Source organism: Diaminobutyricimonas sp. LJ205, from assembly GCF_009755725.1.
Lineage (GTDB): Bacteria > Actinomycetota > Actinomycetes > Actinomycetales > Microbacteriaceae > Ruicaihuangia.
The window spans coordinates 1-14,416 of sequence record NZ_CP046619.1; the positions used below are offsets into that span (position 1 = coordinate 1).

Below are 14,416 nucleotides of genomic sequence, written 5' to 3' on the forward strand. Positions count from 1 at the left end.
CGGCCCGGTACGTGAGGCCAGAAAAGGGATGGTAGCCGGCAACGGCTGAAGTCAACTGATTAAAGGTACGTTGTCCGCCGCGTGCGGTCAAACCGACGGAGGCCAAAGAGCCATTATCCACATCTGGATAACTCGGGGTTGGTAACGACATGCCGTAGCGAACTAAGGTTATGCACAGTCTTGATCTACGGGGGTAAATCAAGGCTTACAGCGACCCAACATCTAACCACAACCGGTGGATAACGCTGTGGAAAACTTAGACTTCAAAGGATTCGTGGGGACGATGGCAGAACAACCAGACGCGACCGCCGAAATATGGCGCTCGGTGCTTTCCAAGCTCGGCGATGACGAGCGCATCACGCCCCAACTGCACGGGTTCATCAACCTGGTCGAGCCGAAGGGTGTGCTTTCCGGCACCCTCTACCTCGAGGTCCCGAACGAGTTGACCCGCGGCATGCTCGAGCAGCGCATCCGGGTCCCTCTCCTGGGAGCGCTCGGCACCCTCGAGGGCGAGCACAATGTGCAGAACTTCGCCATTGTGGTCAACCCCGAGATCCAGCAGGACCCGTTGGATTCGCCCCAGCAGGAACAGCAGCAGCCGGAACAGCACTACATCGAGCCCACCGTGGTGTCAGCCACCCTGGACGCCGGGGTGATCCGCGGCCGATCGGACAGCCGGCTCAACCCCAAGTACAGCTTCGATAACTTCGTGATCGGTGGCTCGAACCGCTTCGCCCACGCGGCAGCAGTGGCGGTGGCCGAAGCGCCGGCGAAGGCATACAACCCGCTGTTCATCTATGGCGAGTCCGGGCTCGGAAAAACCCACCTCCTGCACGCCATCGGCCACTATGCCGAGAGTCTGTATCCCGGCATCCGGGTTCGGTACGTGTCGAGCGAAGAGTTCACCAACGACTTCATCAACTCGATCGCGAACAACCGGGCGTCGGTATTCCAGTCCAGGTACCGCGAGATCGACATCCTGCTGATCGACGACATCCAGTTCCTGCAGGGCAAGGACTCCACCCAGGAGGCCTTCTTCCACACCTTCAATACACTGCACGACCACAACAAGCAGTTGGTCATCACCAGCGACCTGCCGCCGAAGCACCTGACCGGCTTTGAGGACCGGATGCGCTCGCGGTTCGAGTGGGGCCTGATCACCGATGTGCAGGCACCGGATCTCGAGACCCGCATCGCGATTCTGCGCAAGAAGGCGCAGAGCGAGAAGCTTCAAGTGCCCGACGACATCCTCGAGTTCATGGCGTCGAAGGTGTCATCGAACATCCGCGAGCTCGAGGGCACACTGATCCGCGTCACCGCATTCGCCAACCTGAACCGCACGCCGGTCGACATGCAGCTCGTGCAGACCGTTCTGAAGGATCTGATCACCCTCGACGAGGACAACGTGATCGCGCCGGTGGACATCATCAATCACACGGCCGCCTACTTCAAGCTCACAGTTGACGACCTCTACGGTTCGTCCCGCTCCCAGGCAGTAGCGACCGCTCGGCAGATCGCCATGTACCTGTGCCGCGAGATGACCAACCTCTCGCTGCCCAAGATCGGCCAGCTGTTCGGCAACCGCGACCACACCACGGTGATGTACGCCAACAAGAAGATCAGCGAGCTCATGAAGGAGCGCCGCTCGATCTACAACCAGGTCACCGAGCTGACCAGCCGGATCAAGCAGAACCACCGCTTCAACAAGATGTGATCGCGAGTTATCCCCCATGTGGATAACTTTGTGGAGAGCCGTGGAAAACGCCGAAGACGCATGTTGATGGATCTCAGCTGCTTGTGGATTCGGCGAATGACAAATTTCTTGTCATCCCGTTAACACCCCGGTTCCACTGACAGCTCATCAACAACTCACACCGTTGTAGTTCCCAATGAATCAGCGCTATTAACAGGGTTATCCACATTGTGCACAGCGGTTAACACGATTAATCCTTTAATGAAGATCAGTGCAGCGAGATAACCTGAACAGCGCACGGCGGGCCATCTGTACGGCTGTGCAAGTATTGATCCGCCTACCCAACTTCGTCACGACAGGGGTACATACGTGAAGTTTCAGGTCAATCGCGATGTCTTCAGCGAGGCTGTTTCCTTCGCGGTCAAGCTGCTTCCGCAGCGCACCACATTGCCCATCCTCAGCGGAGTGCTGATCGAGGCAACCGCCGACGGGCTCACCCTGTCGTCCTTCGACTACGAGGTGTCTTCGCGTACCGAGATCGATGCCGAGATCGAAGAACCCGGCACCGTCCTGGTCTCCGGCCGGCTGCTTGCCGACATCGCCAGCCGTCTTCCGAACGCCCCGGTCAGCTTCAGCACCGACAGCGGCCGCATCGTTGTCGCCTGCGGTTCTGCGAACTTCACCCTGCTGAGCATGCCCGTCGAGGAATACCCGACGCTGCCGCAGGTAACCGGCCAATCCGGTTTGCTGCCGGCCGACAGCTTCGCCGATGCGGTGTCCCAGGTGGCAGTTGCCGCCTCCCGCGACGACGTCACCCCTGTGATCACCGGCGTGCAGCTCGAAGTCTCCGAAAACAGCTTGTCGCTCGTGGCCACTGACCGTTACCGCGTCGCCGTCCGCGAGATCGACTGGGACTCCGGCGACACCCCGATCGACACCGTCACCGCGCTGGTTCCCGCGCGCACCCTGGCTGAGATCGGCAAGACCTTCTCGGGCAGCGGCACCATCTCGGTCTCCATCACCGGAGGCGACGACCGCGAGCTGATCGCCTTCTCGGCTGACCGGAAGACCGTCACATCACTGCTGATCAAGGGCAACTTCCCGCCGGTGAAGCGACTGTTCCCCGAGACCGTCGACAATTACGCGGTGCTCAACACCGCTGACCTGGTCGAGGCGGTTCGTCGCGTCTCGCTCGTGCTCGAGCGGGAGGCCGCGCTGCGGTTCACGTTCAACGCCGACGGCCTCACCCTGGAGGCGATCGGCTCCGAGCAGGCGCAGGCCTCCGAAACGATCGACGCCCACCTCGCCGGTGGCGACATCGTCGTCTCGCTCAAGCCGGCCTTCCTGCTGGACGGCCTCGGCGCGGTGCACTCCGAGTTCACCCGCATCTCGTTCACCAAGACCGAGAACCCCAACAAGCCGGGTCCGGTGCTGATCACCAGCCAGACCTCTCGCGAAGAGCCCGGCGCCGACAACTACAAGTACCTGCTGCAGCCCAACCTGCTGCTGCGCTAAGGATCCTCATGCACATCGGGCTCATCGGCCTCGGCAAAATGGGCAACAACATGCGTGCCCGGCTACGCAACAACGGCATCGACGTCACCGGATTCGACCCGAATCCCGAGGTCACGGATGTCGCAACCCTCGCCGACCTCACCGCGGCGCTTCCCACTCCGCGCATCGTCTGGGTGATGGTTCCCTCCGGCGCCATCACTACTGGGGTCATCACCGACCTCGCCGGCGTACTCGATGAGGGTGACCTGGTCATCGAGGGCGGCAACTCACGTTTCACCGAAGACGCCAAGCACGCCGCGCTGCTCGCCCCGAAGGGTATCCACTACGTCGATGCCGGCGTCTCCGGCGGAATCTGGGGCCAGCAGAACGGCTACGGGCTCATGGTCGGCGGCGACCAGGCCGACGTCGACCGGGCAATGCCGGTGTTCGACGCGCTTCGCCCCGAGGGTCCGCGCGACGAGGGCTTCGTGCACGCGGGCGAAATCGGCGCAGGCCACTACGCGAAGATGGTTCACAACGGCATCGAGTACGCGCTCATGCAGGCCTGGGCCGAGGGCTTCGAGCTGCTCAGCGCCCGCGAGGACCTGATCAAGGACGTCCCCGGAACCTTCAAGGCCTGGCAGCGCGGCACCGTGGTGCGCAGCTGGCTGCTCGAGTTGCTGGTGCGCGCACTCGAGGACGACCCCGAGCTAACCGACATCGAGGGTTACGTCGAGGATTCCGGCGAGGGCCGCTGGACCGTCGAGGAAGCCCTGCACAACGCGGTCCCGGTGCCGACCATCAGCGCCTCGATCTTCGCCCGCTTCGTGTCCCGCCAAGAGGACTCGCCGTCGATGAAAGCCGTCGCGGCGCTGCGCAAGCAGTTCGGTGGGCACGCGGTGCGCAAGGCCTGATCGGCCGTGATCGTCACCCACCTGAGCCTCACCGACTTTCGTAACTACAAACAGGCCGAAGTCGAACTTCGCCCAGGGCCGAACCTGTTCGTCGGCAGCAACGGGCAGGGCAAGACCAACCTCGTCGAATCGCTCGGCTACCTGTCAACGCTCGGATCGCACAGGGTGTCGAGTGACCAGGCGCTGATTCGGCAGGGCACGGATGCCGCGATCATCCGCGCCCGACTCGAGCACGCCGACCGGCAGATGCTGGCCGAGGTGCAGCTCAACCGGCAGGGAGCGAACCGGGCGCAGGTCAACCGCTCTGTGATCAAGACCCGTGATCTGCCTCGGTACTTCTCGAGCGTGCTGTTCGCGCCCGAAGACCTGGCGCTCGTTCGCGGCGAACCATCCGGCCGCCGGCGGTTTCTCGATGAGTTGCTCGTCCTGCGCAGTCCGCGAATGAGCGGCGTGCTCGCCGACTACGAGCGGGTGCTGAAGCAGCGGAACACCCTGCTGAAATCCGCCCGATCCTCGGGAATCAAGGCGAACCAGCTGACCACGCTGGAAATCTGGGATGACCGCCTGATCAGCCTGGGATCCGAACTCATTGCCGCCCGATCGGTGCTCGTGCTCGACCTGCAACCCGAAGTCGAGCGCGCCTATGCGGCGATCGCCGGCGACGAACACGCTGCCAGTCTTGCCAGCCACCTCAGCATCCTCGCCGGGAAACCCGCAGACGACGACACCCTCCCGGACACCGCGGCTCGGTCCACCGCGATCACCGCGAAGGAGGCATCCGAAGTCTTCCGCGCCGGCCTGCAGCGGCTGCGACCGACCGAACTCGACCGCGGACTCACCCTGATCGGGCCGCACCGCGACGATCTGGTACTCACCCTGAACGACCTGCCCGCGCGCGGATACGCGAGCCACGGTGAATCCTGGTCATTCGCGCTGTCACTCAAGCTTGCCTCGGCCGAGGTGCTCCGCCGGGACTCGGTCGCCGGCGATCCGGTGCTGATCCTCGATGACGTCTTCGCGGAACTGGACCTGTTGCGGCGGGGCAGGCTGGCCGCCGCCATCGACGGGTTCGAGCAAGTGCTCATCACCGCGGCGGTGTACGAGGATGTGCCCGAGAAGCTGGCCGCGCACACCGTGCGGATCAAGGCCGGCGCCATCGTGGAGAGCGCATGATCGAGGATCCGACCAGCGAGGCGCGGAACGTCTACCTGCGATTCCGGCGAGTCTTCGGCGACCCCGCGCTGCGCACCACCGACAGCAGGCGGCGGGCGAGCAAGGCGAAGGAGCCATCGGTTCCGTTCGGAAGCGGCCGCGATCCACAGGGAGTCGGCGATGTGCTCGATGCGTTGACCGCGAAACTCGGCTGGAACTCACCGCTCGCGCAGTCCGACCTGATGTTGTCGTGGCCGGATCTGGTCGGCGCCGAGACCGCGGCGCACTCCACTCCGACCGGGATCACCGAGGGCGTACTGAACGTCAAATGCGATTCCACCGCCTGGGCGACCCAGCTGCGGTTGATGCGTTCGATGATCACCACGCAAATCATCGAGCGGTATCCGGATGCCGGCATCCAATCGGTGCGCTTCGAAGGGCCGAACGCCCCAAGCTGGAAACGTGGCCCCAGAGCAATTCCAGGGCGTGGTCCTCGCGATACTTACGGTTGACAAGCCAAATCTGATCCTCCCCAGTTGGAAAAGCCGTCAGAAGGGCGATTCTGGCCGTTACTCACAGGCGGAACCGATAAGATTTAGCAAATGGCTGATTTGACTTCTGAAGACTCTTACGGCGCTAGTGCGATCCAAGTTCTCGAGGGTCTGGAAGCCGTCCGCAAACGGCCCGGAATGTATATCGGTTCCACCGGTCCCCGCGGTCTGCACCACCTGGTGTACGAGATCGTCGACAACTCTGTCGACGAGGCTCTCGCCGGGTACTGCGACACCATCAAGGTGACGCTGCTGGCCAACGGCGGTGTCCGCGTCATCGACAACGGCCGCGGCATCCCGGTGGATATCCACCCTGTGGAGAAGAAGTCGACGGTCGAGGTGGTGCTCACCATCCTGCACGCCGGCGGCAAGTTCGGCGGCGGCGGATACGCGGTTTCGGGCGGACTGCACGGCGTCGGCAGCTCGGTGGTGAACGCGTTGTCCCACCAGCTCGATGTCGAGGTGCACCGCCAGGGTCACGTCTGGACCCAGACCTACCACGACGGCGTTCCCGACGCACCGCTCGCCCAGAGCGGAACGTCGACCGACTCGGGTACCACGATCACGTTCTGGCCGAACAGCGACATCTTCGAGACCACCGAATTCGACTGGGACACCCTGCGCGTGCGGTTCCAGCAGACCGCCTTCCTGAACAAGGGTCTGCGGATCACGCTCACCGACGAGCGCCCGACCGAAGACGAAGAAGAGCCGCGCTTCGGTGACTACCACTACGAGAACGGCCTCGTCGACTACGTCGAGTACCTCAACGCCGCGAAGAAGCTCGACCCGGTGCATCCGGAGATCATCTCCTTCGAGCTCGAAGATAAAGAGAAGCAGATCGCGCTCGAGGTGGCGATGCAGTGGACGAACTCCTACCAGGAGAGCGTGCACACCTTCGCCAACACCATCAACACCCACGAGGGTGGCACGCACGAAGAGGGCTTCCGTGCCGCGCTGACGACGCTGGTCAACAAGTACGCGCGCGACAAGGGACTGATCAAGGAGAAGGAAGAGAACCTCTCCGGTGAAGACGTCCGCGAGGGTCTCACCGCCGTCGTGTCGGTCAAGCTCGGCGAACCGCAGTTCGAGGGCCAGACGAAGACCAAGCTCGGCAACACGCTCGCCAAGTCGTTCGTGCAGCGGGTCGTCGGCGACCAGCTCGGTGATTGGTTCGAGCGGAACCCCGCCCAGGCCAAGGAGATCATCCGCAAGTCGCAGCAGGCGGCCGCGGCACGCCTCGCCGCCCGTAAGGCGCGCGAGAGCACTCGTCGCAAGGGTCTGCTCGAGGGTGGCGGCATGCCGGGCAAGCTCAAGGACTGCCAGTCGAAGGACCCCTCGATCAGTGAGGTCTTCATCGTCGAGGGTGACTCGGCAGGCGGTTCGGCGGTGCAGGGGCGCAACCCCGAGACCCAGGCGATCCTGCCGCTGCGTGGCAAGATCCTGAACGTCGAGAAGGCGCGCCTCGACCGCGCGTTGGGCAACGCCGAGATCCAGGCGATGATCACCGCGTTCGGCACCGGCATCGGTGAGGACTTCAAGCCCGAGAAGGCGCGCTATCACAAGATCGTGCTGATGGCGGATGCCGATGTCGACGGCCAGCACATCACCACGCTGCTGCTGACCCTCCTCTTCCGCTACATGCGTCCGCTGATCGAGATGGGCTACGTATACCTCGCGCAGCCGCCGCTCTACCGGTTGAAGTGGTCGAACGCTGAGCACGACTACGTGTACAGCGACCGCGAACGTGACGCCATGCTCAAGGAGGGAATTGCCTCAGGCAAGCGGATCCCCAAGGAAAACGGCATCCAGCGGTACAAGGGTCTCGGCGAGATGGACTACAAGGAACTGTGGGAGACCACGATGAACCCGGAAACCCGCACCCTGCTGCAGGTCACGCTCGATGACGCGGCCGCGGCGGACAGCATCTTCTCCACCCTGATGGGCGAAGACGTGGAGTCGCGCCGGCACTTCATCCAGCAGAACGCCAAGGACGTTCGCTTCCTCGACATTTAGAAAGCCGCGGGTTTCGATAGGCGGCCGCGCACGCTCGGCCGCTACTCACCACCTGAGGGCTCGAACTGGAGAAACACAGAGACATGGCAGATGAAGTAGACACTCCCGAGTCCACGGGCGACCGGATCGCGCAGGTCGACCTGCAGCTCGAGATGCAGCGGAGCTACCTCGACTACGCGATGAGCGTCATCGTCGGGCGCGCGCTGCCCGAGGTGCGTGACGGCCTGAAGCCGGTGCACCGTCGAGTGATCTACGCGATGTACGACGGTGGCTACCGCCCCGACAAGGCGTTCTCGAAGTGCGCCCGTGTCGTCGGCGACGTGATGGGGCAGTTCCACCCGCACGGTGACTCGGCGATCTACGACGCCCTCGTGCGTCTGGTCCAGCCGTGGAGCATGCGCTACCCGCTGGCGCTCGGCCAGGGCAACTTCGGCTCGCCGGGTAACGACGGCGCCGCCGCCCCGCGGTACACCGAGACGAAGATGGCTCCGCTCGCGCTCGAAATGGTGCGCGACATCGACAAGGACACCGTCAACTTCCAGGACAACTACGACGGCCGCACCCAGGAGCCCGCGGTGCTGCCCGCGCGCTTCCCGAACCTGCTGGTGAACGGTTCGGTCGGTATCGCGGTCGGCATGGCCACCAACATCCCGCCGCACAACCTGCGCGAGGTCGCGGATGGCGCGCTGTGGCACTTGAACAACCCGGATGCTCCGCGTGAAGAGCTGCTCGAGGCGCTCATGCAGCGCATCAAGGGCCCGGACTTCCCGACCGGCGCGCAGATCCTCGGCGTCCGCGGCATCCGGGACGCGTACACCACCGGGCGTGGCTCGATCACGATGCGCGCCGTGGTCAACGTGGAGGAGATCCAGGGCCGCACGTGCCTCGTGGTCACCGAACTGCCCTACCAGGTCAACCCCGACAATCTTGCGATCAAGATCGCCGACCTGGTCAAGGACGGCCGGCTCTCCGGTATCTCCGACATCCGGGACGAGACCTCCGGCCGCACCGGCCAGCGCCTCGTGATCGTGCTGAAGCGCGATGCGGTCGCCAAGGTGGTGCTGAACAACCTCTACAAGCACACCTCGCTGCAGGAGAACTTCGGCGCGAACATGCTTGCGATCGTCGACGGCGTGCCGCGCACGCTCGCGGTCGACGGCTTCATCACCAACTGGGTCGCCCACCAGATCGAGGTCATCGTTCGGCGCACGCAGTTCCTGCTGCGTGAGGCCGAGGAGCGCATGCACATCCTGCGCGGTTACCTCAAGGCGCTCGACGCGCTGGACGAGGTCATCGCCCTGATCCGTGCGTCGGCGACCGTTGACGATGCCCGTGACGGCCTGATGTCGCTGCTCGACGCAGACGAACTGCAGGCGAACGCGATCCTCTCCATGCAGCTGCGTCGGCTGGCTGCCCTCGAGCGGCAGAAGATCGTTGACGAGCACGACGAACTCGCCACCCGGATCGCCGACTACCAGGACATCCTGTCCGACCCGACCCGCCAGCGGTCGATCGTCAGTGACGAGCTCACCGACATCGTCGACCGCTACGGCGACGACCGCCGCACCGAGATCATGTACGGCTTCGACGGCGACATGGACATCGAAGACCTCATCCCCGAAGAGGAGATGGTGGTCACCGTCACGCGCGATGGTTACGTCAAGCGCACGCGCAGCGACAACTACCGCAGCCAGCACCGCGGCGGCAAGGGCGTGAAGGGCGCTGCCCTGCGGGCGGATGACGTGGTCGAGCACTTCTTCGTCACCACCACCCACCACTGGCTGTTGTTCTTCACCACCAAGGGCCGGGTGTACCGCGCAAAGACCTACGAGCTGCAGGAAGCCGGCCGCGACGCGAAGGGTCAGCACGTCGCGAACCTGCTGGCGTTGCAGCCGGACGAGGAAATCGCTCAGATCCTCGACATCCGGGACTACCAGGCGGCGACCTACCTCGCCCTGGCCACCCGGAACGGCCTGGTCAAGAAGACCGCGCTCAGCGAGTACGACACGAACCGCACCGGCGGGATCATCGCGATCAACCTGCGCGAGGGCGACGAGCTGGTCTCGGCGATGCTCGTCGACGAGGACTCCGATGTGCTGCTGGTCTCGCGGAATGGCATGTCGATCCGGTTCACGGCGACGGATGCCGCGCTGCGGCCGATGGGACGCTCGACGTCCGGCGTGATCGGCATGCACTTCCGTGATGACGACGAACTGCTGTCGGCGTCGGTGGTCAGCGATGACGGCTATGTCTTCGTAGTCACCGAGGGCGGCTACGCGAAGCGCACTGCGGTCGACCAGTACCGCGTGCAGAACCGCGGCGGACTGGGCATCAAGGTTGCCAAGCTCAGCGACGGGCGCGGCCTCCTGGCCGGCGCACTGATCGTCGACGAGAGCGACGAGGTGCTCGTGGTTCTTGCCAGTGGCAAGGTGGTACGCTCTGCCGTGGCCGAGGTACCGGCCAAGGGACGAGACACCATGGGTGTCGTGTTCGCTCGCTTCGCTGAGGAAGACAAGATCATCGCGATTGCGAAGAACAGTGAACGTAACCTTGTAGAGGTGGATGCCGAGGCGCCCACCGACGAGCAGACCGCCGATGCCGTTACCCCGGCGCCCGGGAAGGACACTGAACTAGATGAGTAGCGTCGCCGAGAAGTTGCAGCGCAAGGCGCAGCGTCAGCCAGCCACCAAGCAGGTGCGGTTGAAGCTCGTGTACATCGACTTCTGGTCGGCGGTGAAGCTCTCGTTCCTGGTCATGGTCTGCGCGGGCATCGTGCTGGTCGTGGCATCCATCCTGATCTGGATCGTGCTGCAGTCGACGGGCGTCTTCGGCGGTGTGGACAGCCTGCTGCAGGACGTGCTCGCCGACCCCACCTTCAGCGTCACCTCGGCGTTCGGGCTCGCGCAGGTCGCACTGTTCTCGGTGATCGTCGCGGTGTTGAACATCGTGGTCGGCACCGCGCTCGGTGCGATCATGAGCGCGTTGTACAACCTCAGCGTGCGTGTGACCGGCGGTCTGCTGGTCGGTTTCACGAATAGCTGAGTGGACTTCCCGATTACGGGAAACGGGCCGAAATAAGGTACAGTCGTATCCGGTTCGGGGGGCTATAGCTCAGGCGGTTAGAGCGCTTCGCTGATAACGAAGAGGTCCCAGGTTCAAGTCCTGGTAGCCCCACTCGCAGTTCCCCGTTCGGGGCCTTAGCTCAGTTGGTAGAGCGCCTGCTTTGCAAGCAGGATGTCAGGAGTTCGAATCTCCTAGGCTCCACAAAATTCAGTCAGAGGGTTATCTCCTCTACTTATTCCACGGTGATCCGAAGGTCTGACTCGGTTGGAACCTGCACGTTCTGCCGACCGGTCGGCCCGCCACAGTGGGCGACGATGTCGTATGAGCCAGAGGGAAGCGTCCAGCTGAACTCGCCGTCGCTGCCGGTGACCTGCGCAACTTCGGGATACGGCGGTCCGCTCACGACTTCAACCACGACCGAGCAGCGGGACTGCGGAGCACCAGCACCGTCGACCACGACGCCGCGGATCTCAGACGATGCTGACTGCGCGCACGCGGTGAGCAGAGCGACAGCAATCACTCCTGCCGACACCGGCCCCGCCACGCGTCTCGCGAGCATCCAGTGGACCTCCCTGCGGTCACTGTCGAGGAGAACTTGATCCATAGCGAGACGTTAGCTTGAATGGCCGGCGCCACTGAGCACCCAAGACGCTGTGCGAGGATTCTCGGCATGGACATCCGCGTCGCGGCCTATGCGGTCATCATCGAAGACGACCAGGTGCTGCTCTCACACTGGAACGAGAACGGCCGGTCGGGCTGGAGCATGCCCGGCGGCGGAATCGACCCGGGGGAGGACCCGGCGGAAGCCGCGGTGCGCGAGATCTTCGAGGAGACCGGCTATCACGCGGTGCTGGACGAACTGCTCGGGATCGACTCACACGTGGTGCCGGCCGAGCAGCGGACGCGAGCGAACGCCGGGCCGTTGCACGCCATCCGGATCGTCTACCGGGCGCACGTGATCGGGGGCGAGCTCACCAATGAGGTCGACGGCAGCTCAGACGAGGCGAAGTGGGTTCCGCTCGCCGAGGTCCCGCAGCTCCGCCGAGTCGGCCTGGTGGATATCGCGCTGGGGATGAACCTGCGCGCAGACTGATTTCGAGACGCGTCACTCGCTTCGCTCGCGGCGCTCCTCAATCACCGGTGAGTCCGCGGGCCTACAAGTCGTCGAGGGTGGTTGCCTCGGGCTCGTCTTCGATCCAGAGGTCCTCGTCGGCGCGCAGGGTCTGCCACACGGCGTAGGCAAGACCCGCTGCGGCCACGACGCCGAGACCGAGCAGGATGTACCCGCCCGGGCCCCTGGAGTTCTTCTTCTCGGCAGCCTTCCGGACCGCCTCACGAACGCGAGGGTCACGGGCGGCCGCCAGAATAGCCATCGCGGAACTCAGCTTGGCGGAGCTGTCCGCCTTGGCGTTGTGGACGACCTGGCGTCCGGCGGCGATGCTAGTGGCTACCGAAGGCTTGATGCGGTCCTGGTAGGTGGATGCCACGAGGGGGCTCACATCTTCTCGAGCGATGAGCTTCGCCTGCCGACTGGCCTCGCGGGCAACCCGTCCGGCGTGGTCCACGACGTCACGCTGCTCGGACCACAGGGCCTCGGCGTCGCCTTGCAGTCGTCGTAGTTCGCGCTTGCGCTTGCGTGACAATTCCATGTCAACCTCCGTCGGTGATAGCCGTGGACTGTGTCCATCGTGGCACGATTCCCCATCCAGACAAACTGTCGAGGCTGGGCGAGGGCTGGGAGCCTGCTCCATTCCCTGTGGAAGAATCAGAGGATGCACACTGCAGTAGCGACTCTCCACACGACTCTCGGCGACATCAAGGTCAACCTGTTCGGCAACCACGCGCCGAAGACCGTGGCGAACTTCACGGGACTTGCCACCGGAACCATCGAATGGACTCACCCGGCAACCGGGCAGACCACGACGGACAAGCTGTACGACGGTGTGATCTTCCACCGCATCATCAAGGAATTCATGATCCAGGGCGGCGACCCGCTCGGTCAGGGCATCGGTGGCCCCGGCTTCCAGTTCGACGACGAAATCCACCCTGAACTCACTTTCGGCGAGCCCTATGTGCTGGCCATGGCCAACGCCGGTATCCAGTTCGGCCGCGGCACCAACGGCTCACAGTTCTTCATCACCACGGTTCCGACCCCCTGGCTGCAGGGCAAGCACACCATCTTCGGTGTCGTCGCCGACGATGAGTCGAAGAAGGTCGTTGACGCCATTGAGGCAGTCGCCACCGACGGTCGCGACAAGCCGCTGGAGGACGTCGTCATCAACAGTGTGACCGTCACCGAGGTCTAGATACGGTGACCGAGGCGCCGCAGACCCGATCGGCGAACTACTGTTACCGGCATCCCGATCGGCCGAGCTGGATTCTCTGCCAGCGTTGCGGACGCACTATCTGCCCTGAGTGCCAGACGCAGGCTGCGGTCGGCGTGCACTGCCCGGACTGCATGCGGGAAACACGCGAGGGTGCCGTGCCGCAGCGACGACCCATCGGACGGATGCTGCGGCCTGCGTCGACCTCGACTCGGCCGATCGTCACCTGGTCGATCATCGGCCTGACGGTCGCGATCTTCCTGCTGCAGCAGTTGACGAACGATTACGTCACCGCGCTGTTCACCTATCGGCCGTTCCTCACCCCGTGGCTGCCGTGGACGATGCTCACCTCGGTGCTGGTGCACGCGGGCATCATGCACATTGCGCTGAACATGCTTTCGCTGTTCGTGCTCGGTCCACCGCTCGAGCAGATGCTCGGCCGCATCCGGTTCGTGCTGCTCTACGTGATCGCGGGCTTCGGTGGCTCGGTTGCGGTGCTCTGGTTGTCGCCGAATGGCGGCGTGCTCGGGGCATCCGGTGCCATCTTCGGACTGCTCGGTGCGCTGCTGGTGATTCAGCGCGGCCTCGGCGCGAATTCCCGGCAGCTGGTGGTCATCCTGGTGCTCAACCTGGCGGTCGGTTTCTTCCTGCCCGGTATTTCGTGGCAGGCGCACGTCGGCGGTCTGATCGCCGGCGGACTGGTCGCATTGATCTACATGCGCACCCGGCGGCGTGACCAGCGGACGATTCAGGTGCTACTGCTGGCGGGTCTTGCGCTGCTCATGATCGGTGGCACCGTTCTGGGCTACGCGGTGCAATTCATGTTGGCCTGAAAGTTATCCACAGGTTAATCCACACTGGGGATAATTACAGGCGTGTAGTTTGTGCCCCGGACGTGGGCCAGCCCGATCGGGCTCAGCGCCACCTGGTGGTCATCAGGAAGCCGATGAACATGATCCCGAAGCCGACCAGGATGTTGAAGTTACCGATGTCGGCGATCGGGAAGCGAGTCTCGCTGACGTAGAACACGATGATCCACAGCAGGCCGACGAGCATGAAGCCGAACATGATCGGCTTGAACCACACCGGGTTCGGCGCATCCTCAGCGGTGCGCTGTTCTGTCTGGTCGTCGGTCTTGTTGCTGCGTGCGTTCGATCGGGCCATGCCGAGGATTCTACCGTGCGACGCCTGCGGGCACCCCTCATCGGGCGC

General features: G+C 63.9%; 14 protein-coding genes and 2 tRNA genes. 13 read left to right on the forward strand and 3 right to left on the reverse strand.

Translation table 11 applies throughout. From position 1 onward, the window contains the following. Nucleotides 1–283 precede the first annotated feature (283 nt). The 10 genes from dnaA (at nucleotide 284) to GO591_RS00050 (ending at nucleotide 11,081) form a co-directional block, all read left to right on the forward strand. Nucleotides 284–1,714 carry a chromosomal replication initiator protein DnaA gene (gene dnaA, locus GO591_RS00005; RefSeq protein ID WP_157154935.1) on the forward strand — a complete coding sequence of 477 codons (1,431 nt, stop codon included), beginning with the start codon at nucleotides 284–286 and terminating at the stop codon, nucleotides 1,712–1,714. A gap of 348 nt (nucleotides 1,715–2,062) precedes the next feature. Continuing rightward, entirely contained in the window at nucleotides 2,063–3,208 is a 1,146-nt protein-coding gene (dnaN, locus tag GO591_RS00010) for a DNA polymerase III subunit beta (protein WP_157154936.1), read from the forward strand. Nucleotides 3,209–3,216: 8 nt separating this feature from the next. Further along, entirely contained in the window at nucleotides 3,217–4,101 is an 885-nt protein-coding gene (gene gnd, locus GO591_RS00015) for a phosphogluconate dehydrogenase (NAD(+)-dependent, decarboxylating) (RefSeq protein WP_157154937.1), read from the forward strand. A 6-nt stretch (nucleotides 4,102–4,107) separates the two neighbouring features. After that, complete coding sequence (recF, locus tag GO591_RS00020) at nucleotides 4,108–5,274, forward strand: DNA replication/repair protein RecF (protein ID WP_157154938.1); 1,167 nt, start codon at nucleotides 4,108–4,110, stop codon at nucleotides 5,272–5,274. Next, a complete protein-coding gene (locus GO591_RS00025; RefSeq protein ID WP_157154939.1) occupies nucleotides 5,271–5,765 on the forward strand; it encodes a DciA family protein in 495 nt (164 codons plus the stop codon). The genes recF and GO591_RS00025 overlap by 4 nt, the downstream gene beginning before the upstream one ends. 90 nt (nucleotides 5,766–5,855) lie before the next feature. Then, the gene (gene gyrB, locus GO591_RS00030) at nucleotides 5,856–7,817 is read left to right on the forward strand and encodes a DNA topoisomerase (ATP-hydrolyzing) subunit B (protein ID WP_157154940.1); all 1,962 of its coding nucleotides are present in this window, start codon (nucleotides 5,856–5,858) and stop codon (nucleotides 7,815–7,817) included. An 83-nt stretch (nucleotides 7,818–7,900) separates the two neighbouring features. Further along, nucleotides 7,901–10,459: a DNA gyrase subunit A gene (gene gyrA, locus GO591_RS00035; RefSeq protein ID WP_157154941.1), complete on the forward strand. Its 2,559-nt coding sequence runs from the start codon at nucleotides 7,901–7,903 to the stop codon at nucleotides 10,457–10,459. After that, nucleotides 10,452–10,859, forward strand: a complete 408-nt coding sequence (locus GO591_RS00040) for a DUF3566 domain-containing protein (protein ID WP_157154942.1) — start codon at nucleotides 10,452–10,454, stop codon at nucleotides 10,857–10,859. Before gyrA ends, GO591_RS00040 begins: the two co-directional genes overlap by 8 nt. Before the next feature lie 58 nt (nucleotides 10,860–10,917). Continuing rightward, a tRNA-Ile gene (locus GO591_RS00045) sits at nucleotides 10,918–10,991 on the forward strand. Between the two features lie 17 nt (nucleotides 10,992–11,008). Next, nucleotides 11,009–11,081: transfer RNA gene (locus GO591_RS00050), tRNA-Ala, on the forward strand. A 31-nt stretch (nucleotides 11,082–11,112) separates the two neighbouring features. Here GO591_RS00050 and GO591_RS00055 read toward each other — a convergent pair. After that, the gene (locus tag GO591_RS00055; RefSeq protein WP_157154943.1) at nucleotides 11,113–11,484 is read right to left on the reverse strand and encodes a carboxypeptidase-like regulatory domain-containing protein; all 372 of its coding nucleotides are present in this window, start codon (nucleotides 11,482–11,484) and stop codon (nucleotides 11,113–11,115) included. A gap of 66 nt (nucleotides 11,485–11,550) precedes the next feature. Here GO591_RS00055 and GO591_RS00060 point away from each other — a divergent pair, with 66 nt between their 5' ends. Further along, entirely contained in the window at nucleotides 11,551–11,973 is a 423-nt protein-coding gene (locus GO591_RS00060; RefSeq protein ID WP_157154944.1) for an NUDIX hydrolase, read from the forward strand. Nucleotides 11,974–12,034: 61 nt separating this feature from the next. Here GO591_RS00060 and GO591_RS00065 read toward each other — a convergent pair whose 3' ends face one another. Then, nucleotides 12,035–12,529: a DNA helicase gene (locus GO591_RS00065; RefSeq protein ID WP_157154945.1), complete on the reverse strand. Its 495-nt coding sequence runs from the start codon at nucleotides 12,527–12,529 to the stop codon at nucleotides 12,035–12,037. Between the two features lie 123 nt (nucleotides 12,530–12,652). Between GO591_RS00065 and GO591_RS00070 the strand changes: the two genes are divergently transcribed. Together GO591_RS00070 and GO591_RS00075 are read left to right on the forward strand one after the other, a co-directional pair. Then, the gene (locus GO591_RS00070) at nucleotides 12,653–13,186 is read left to right on the forward strand and encodes a peptidylprolyl isomerase (protein WP_157154946.1); all 534 of its coding nucleotides are present in this window, start codon (nucleotides 12,653–12,655) and stop codon (nucleotides 13,184–13,186) included. A 152-nt stretch (nucleotides 13,187–13,338) separates the two neighbouring features. Continuing rightward, a complete protein-coding gene (locus tag GO591_RS00075; protein WP_232466209.1) occupies nucleotides 13,339–14,037 on the forward strand; it encodes a rhomboid family intramembrane serine protease in 699 nt (232 codons plus the stop codon). An 82-nt stretch (nucleotides 14,038–14,119) separates the two neighbouring features. On the opposite strand, the gene GO591_RS00080 is transcribed toward GO591_RS00075, so the two are convergent. Further along, nucleotides 14,120–14,368 carry a cell division protein CrgA gene (locus GO591_RS00080; RefSeq protein ID WP_157154948.1) on the reverse strand — a complete coding sequence of 83 codons (249 nt, stop codon included), beginning with the start codon at nucleotides 14,366–14,368 and terminating at the stop codon, nucleotides 14,120–14,122. Nucleotides 14,369–14,416: the final 48 nt, after the last annotated feature.

Excerpts from the sequence above, each read along its gene's own strand:
- gyrB (WP_157154940.1), top strand. The coding sequence starts at position 5,856 with ATGGCTGATTTGACTTCTGAAGACTCTTACGGCGCTAGTGCGATCCAA.
- GO591_RS00080 (WP_157154948.1), bottom strand. The coding sequence starts at position 14,368 with ATGGCCCGATCGAACGCACGCAGCAACAAGACCGACGACCAGACAGAA.
- gyrA (WP_157154941.1), top strand. The coding sequence starts at position 7,901 with ATGGCAGATGAAGTAGACACTCCCGAGTCCACGGGCGACCGGATCGCG.
- GO591_RS00065 (WP_157154945.1), bottom strand. The coding sequence starts at position 12,529 with ATGGAATTGTCACGCAAGCGCAAGCGCGAACTACGACGACTGCAAGGC.
- gnd (WP_157154937.1), top strand. The coding sequence starts at position 3,217 with ATGCACATCGGGCTCATCGGCCTCGGCAAAATGGGCAACAACATGCGT.
- GO591_RS00040 (WP_157154942.1), top strand. The coding sequence starts at position 10,452 with ATGAGTAGCGTCGCCGAGAAGTTGCAGCGCAAGGCGCAGCGTCAGCCA.
- GO591_RS00070 (WP_157154946.1), top strand. The coding sequence starts at position 12,653 with ATGCACACTGCAGTAGCGACTCTCCACACGACTCTCGGCGACATCAAG.
- GO591_RS00025 (WP_157154939.1), top strand. The coding sequence starts at position 5,271 with ATGATCGAGGATCCGACCAGCGAGGCGCGGAACGTCTACCTGCGATTC.
- GO591_RS00055 (WP_157154943.1), bottom strand. The coding sequence starts at position 11,484 with ATGGATCAAGTTCTCCTCGACAGTGACCGCAGGGAGGTCCACTGGATG.
- GO591_RS00060 (WP_157154944.1), top strand. The coding sequence starts at position 11,551 with ATGGACATCCGCGTCGCGGCCTATGCGGTCATCATCGAAGACGACCAG.
- GO591_RS00075 (WP_232466209.1), top strand. The coding sequence starts at position 13,339 with ATGCGGGAAACACGCGAGGGTGCCGTGCCGCAGCGACGACCCATCGGA.
- dnaA (WP_157154935.1), top strand. The coding sequence starts at position 284 with ATGGCAGAACAACCAGACGCGACCGCCGAAATATGGCGCTCGGTGCTT.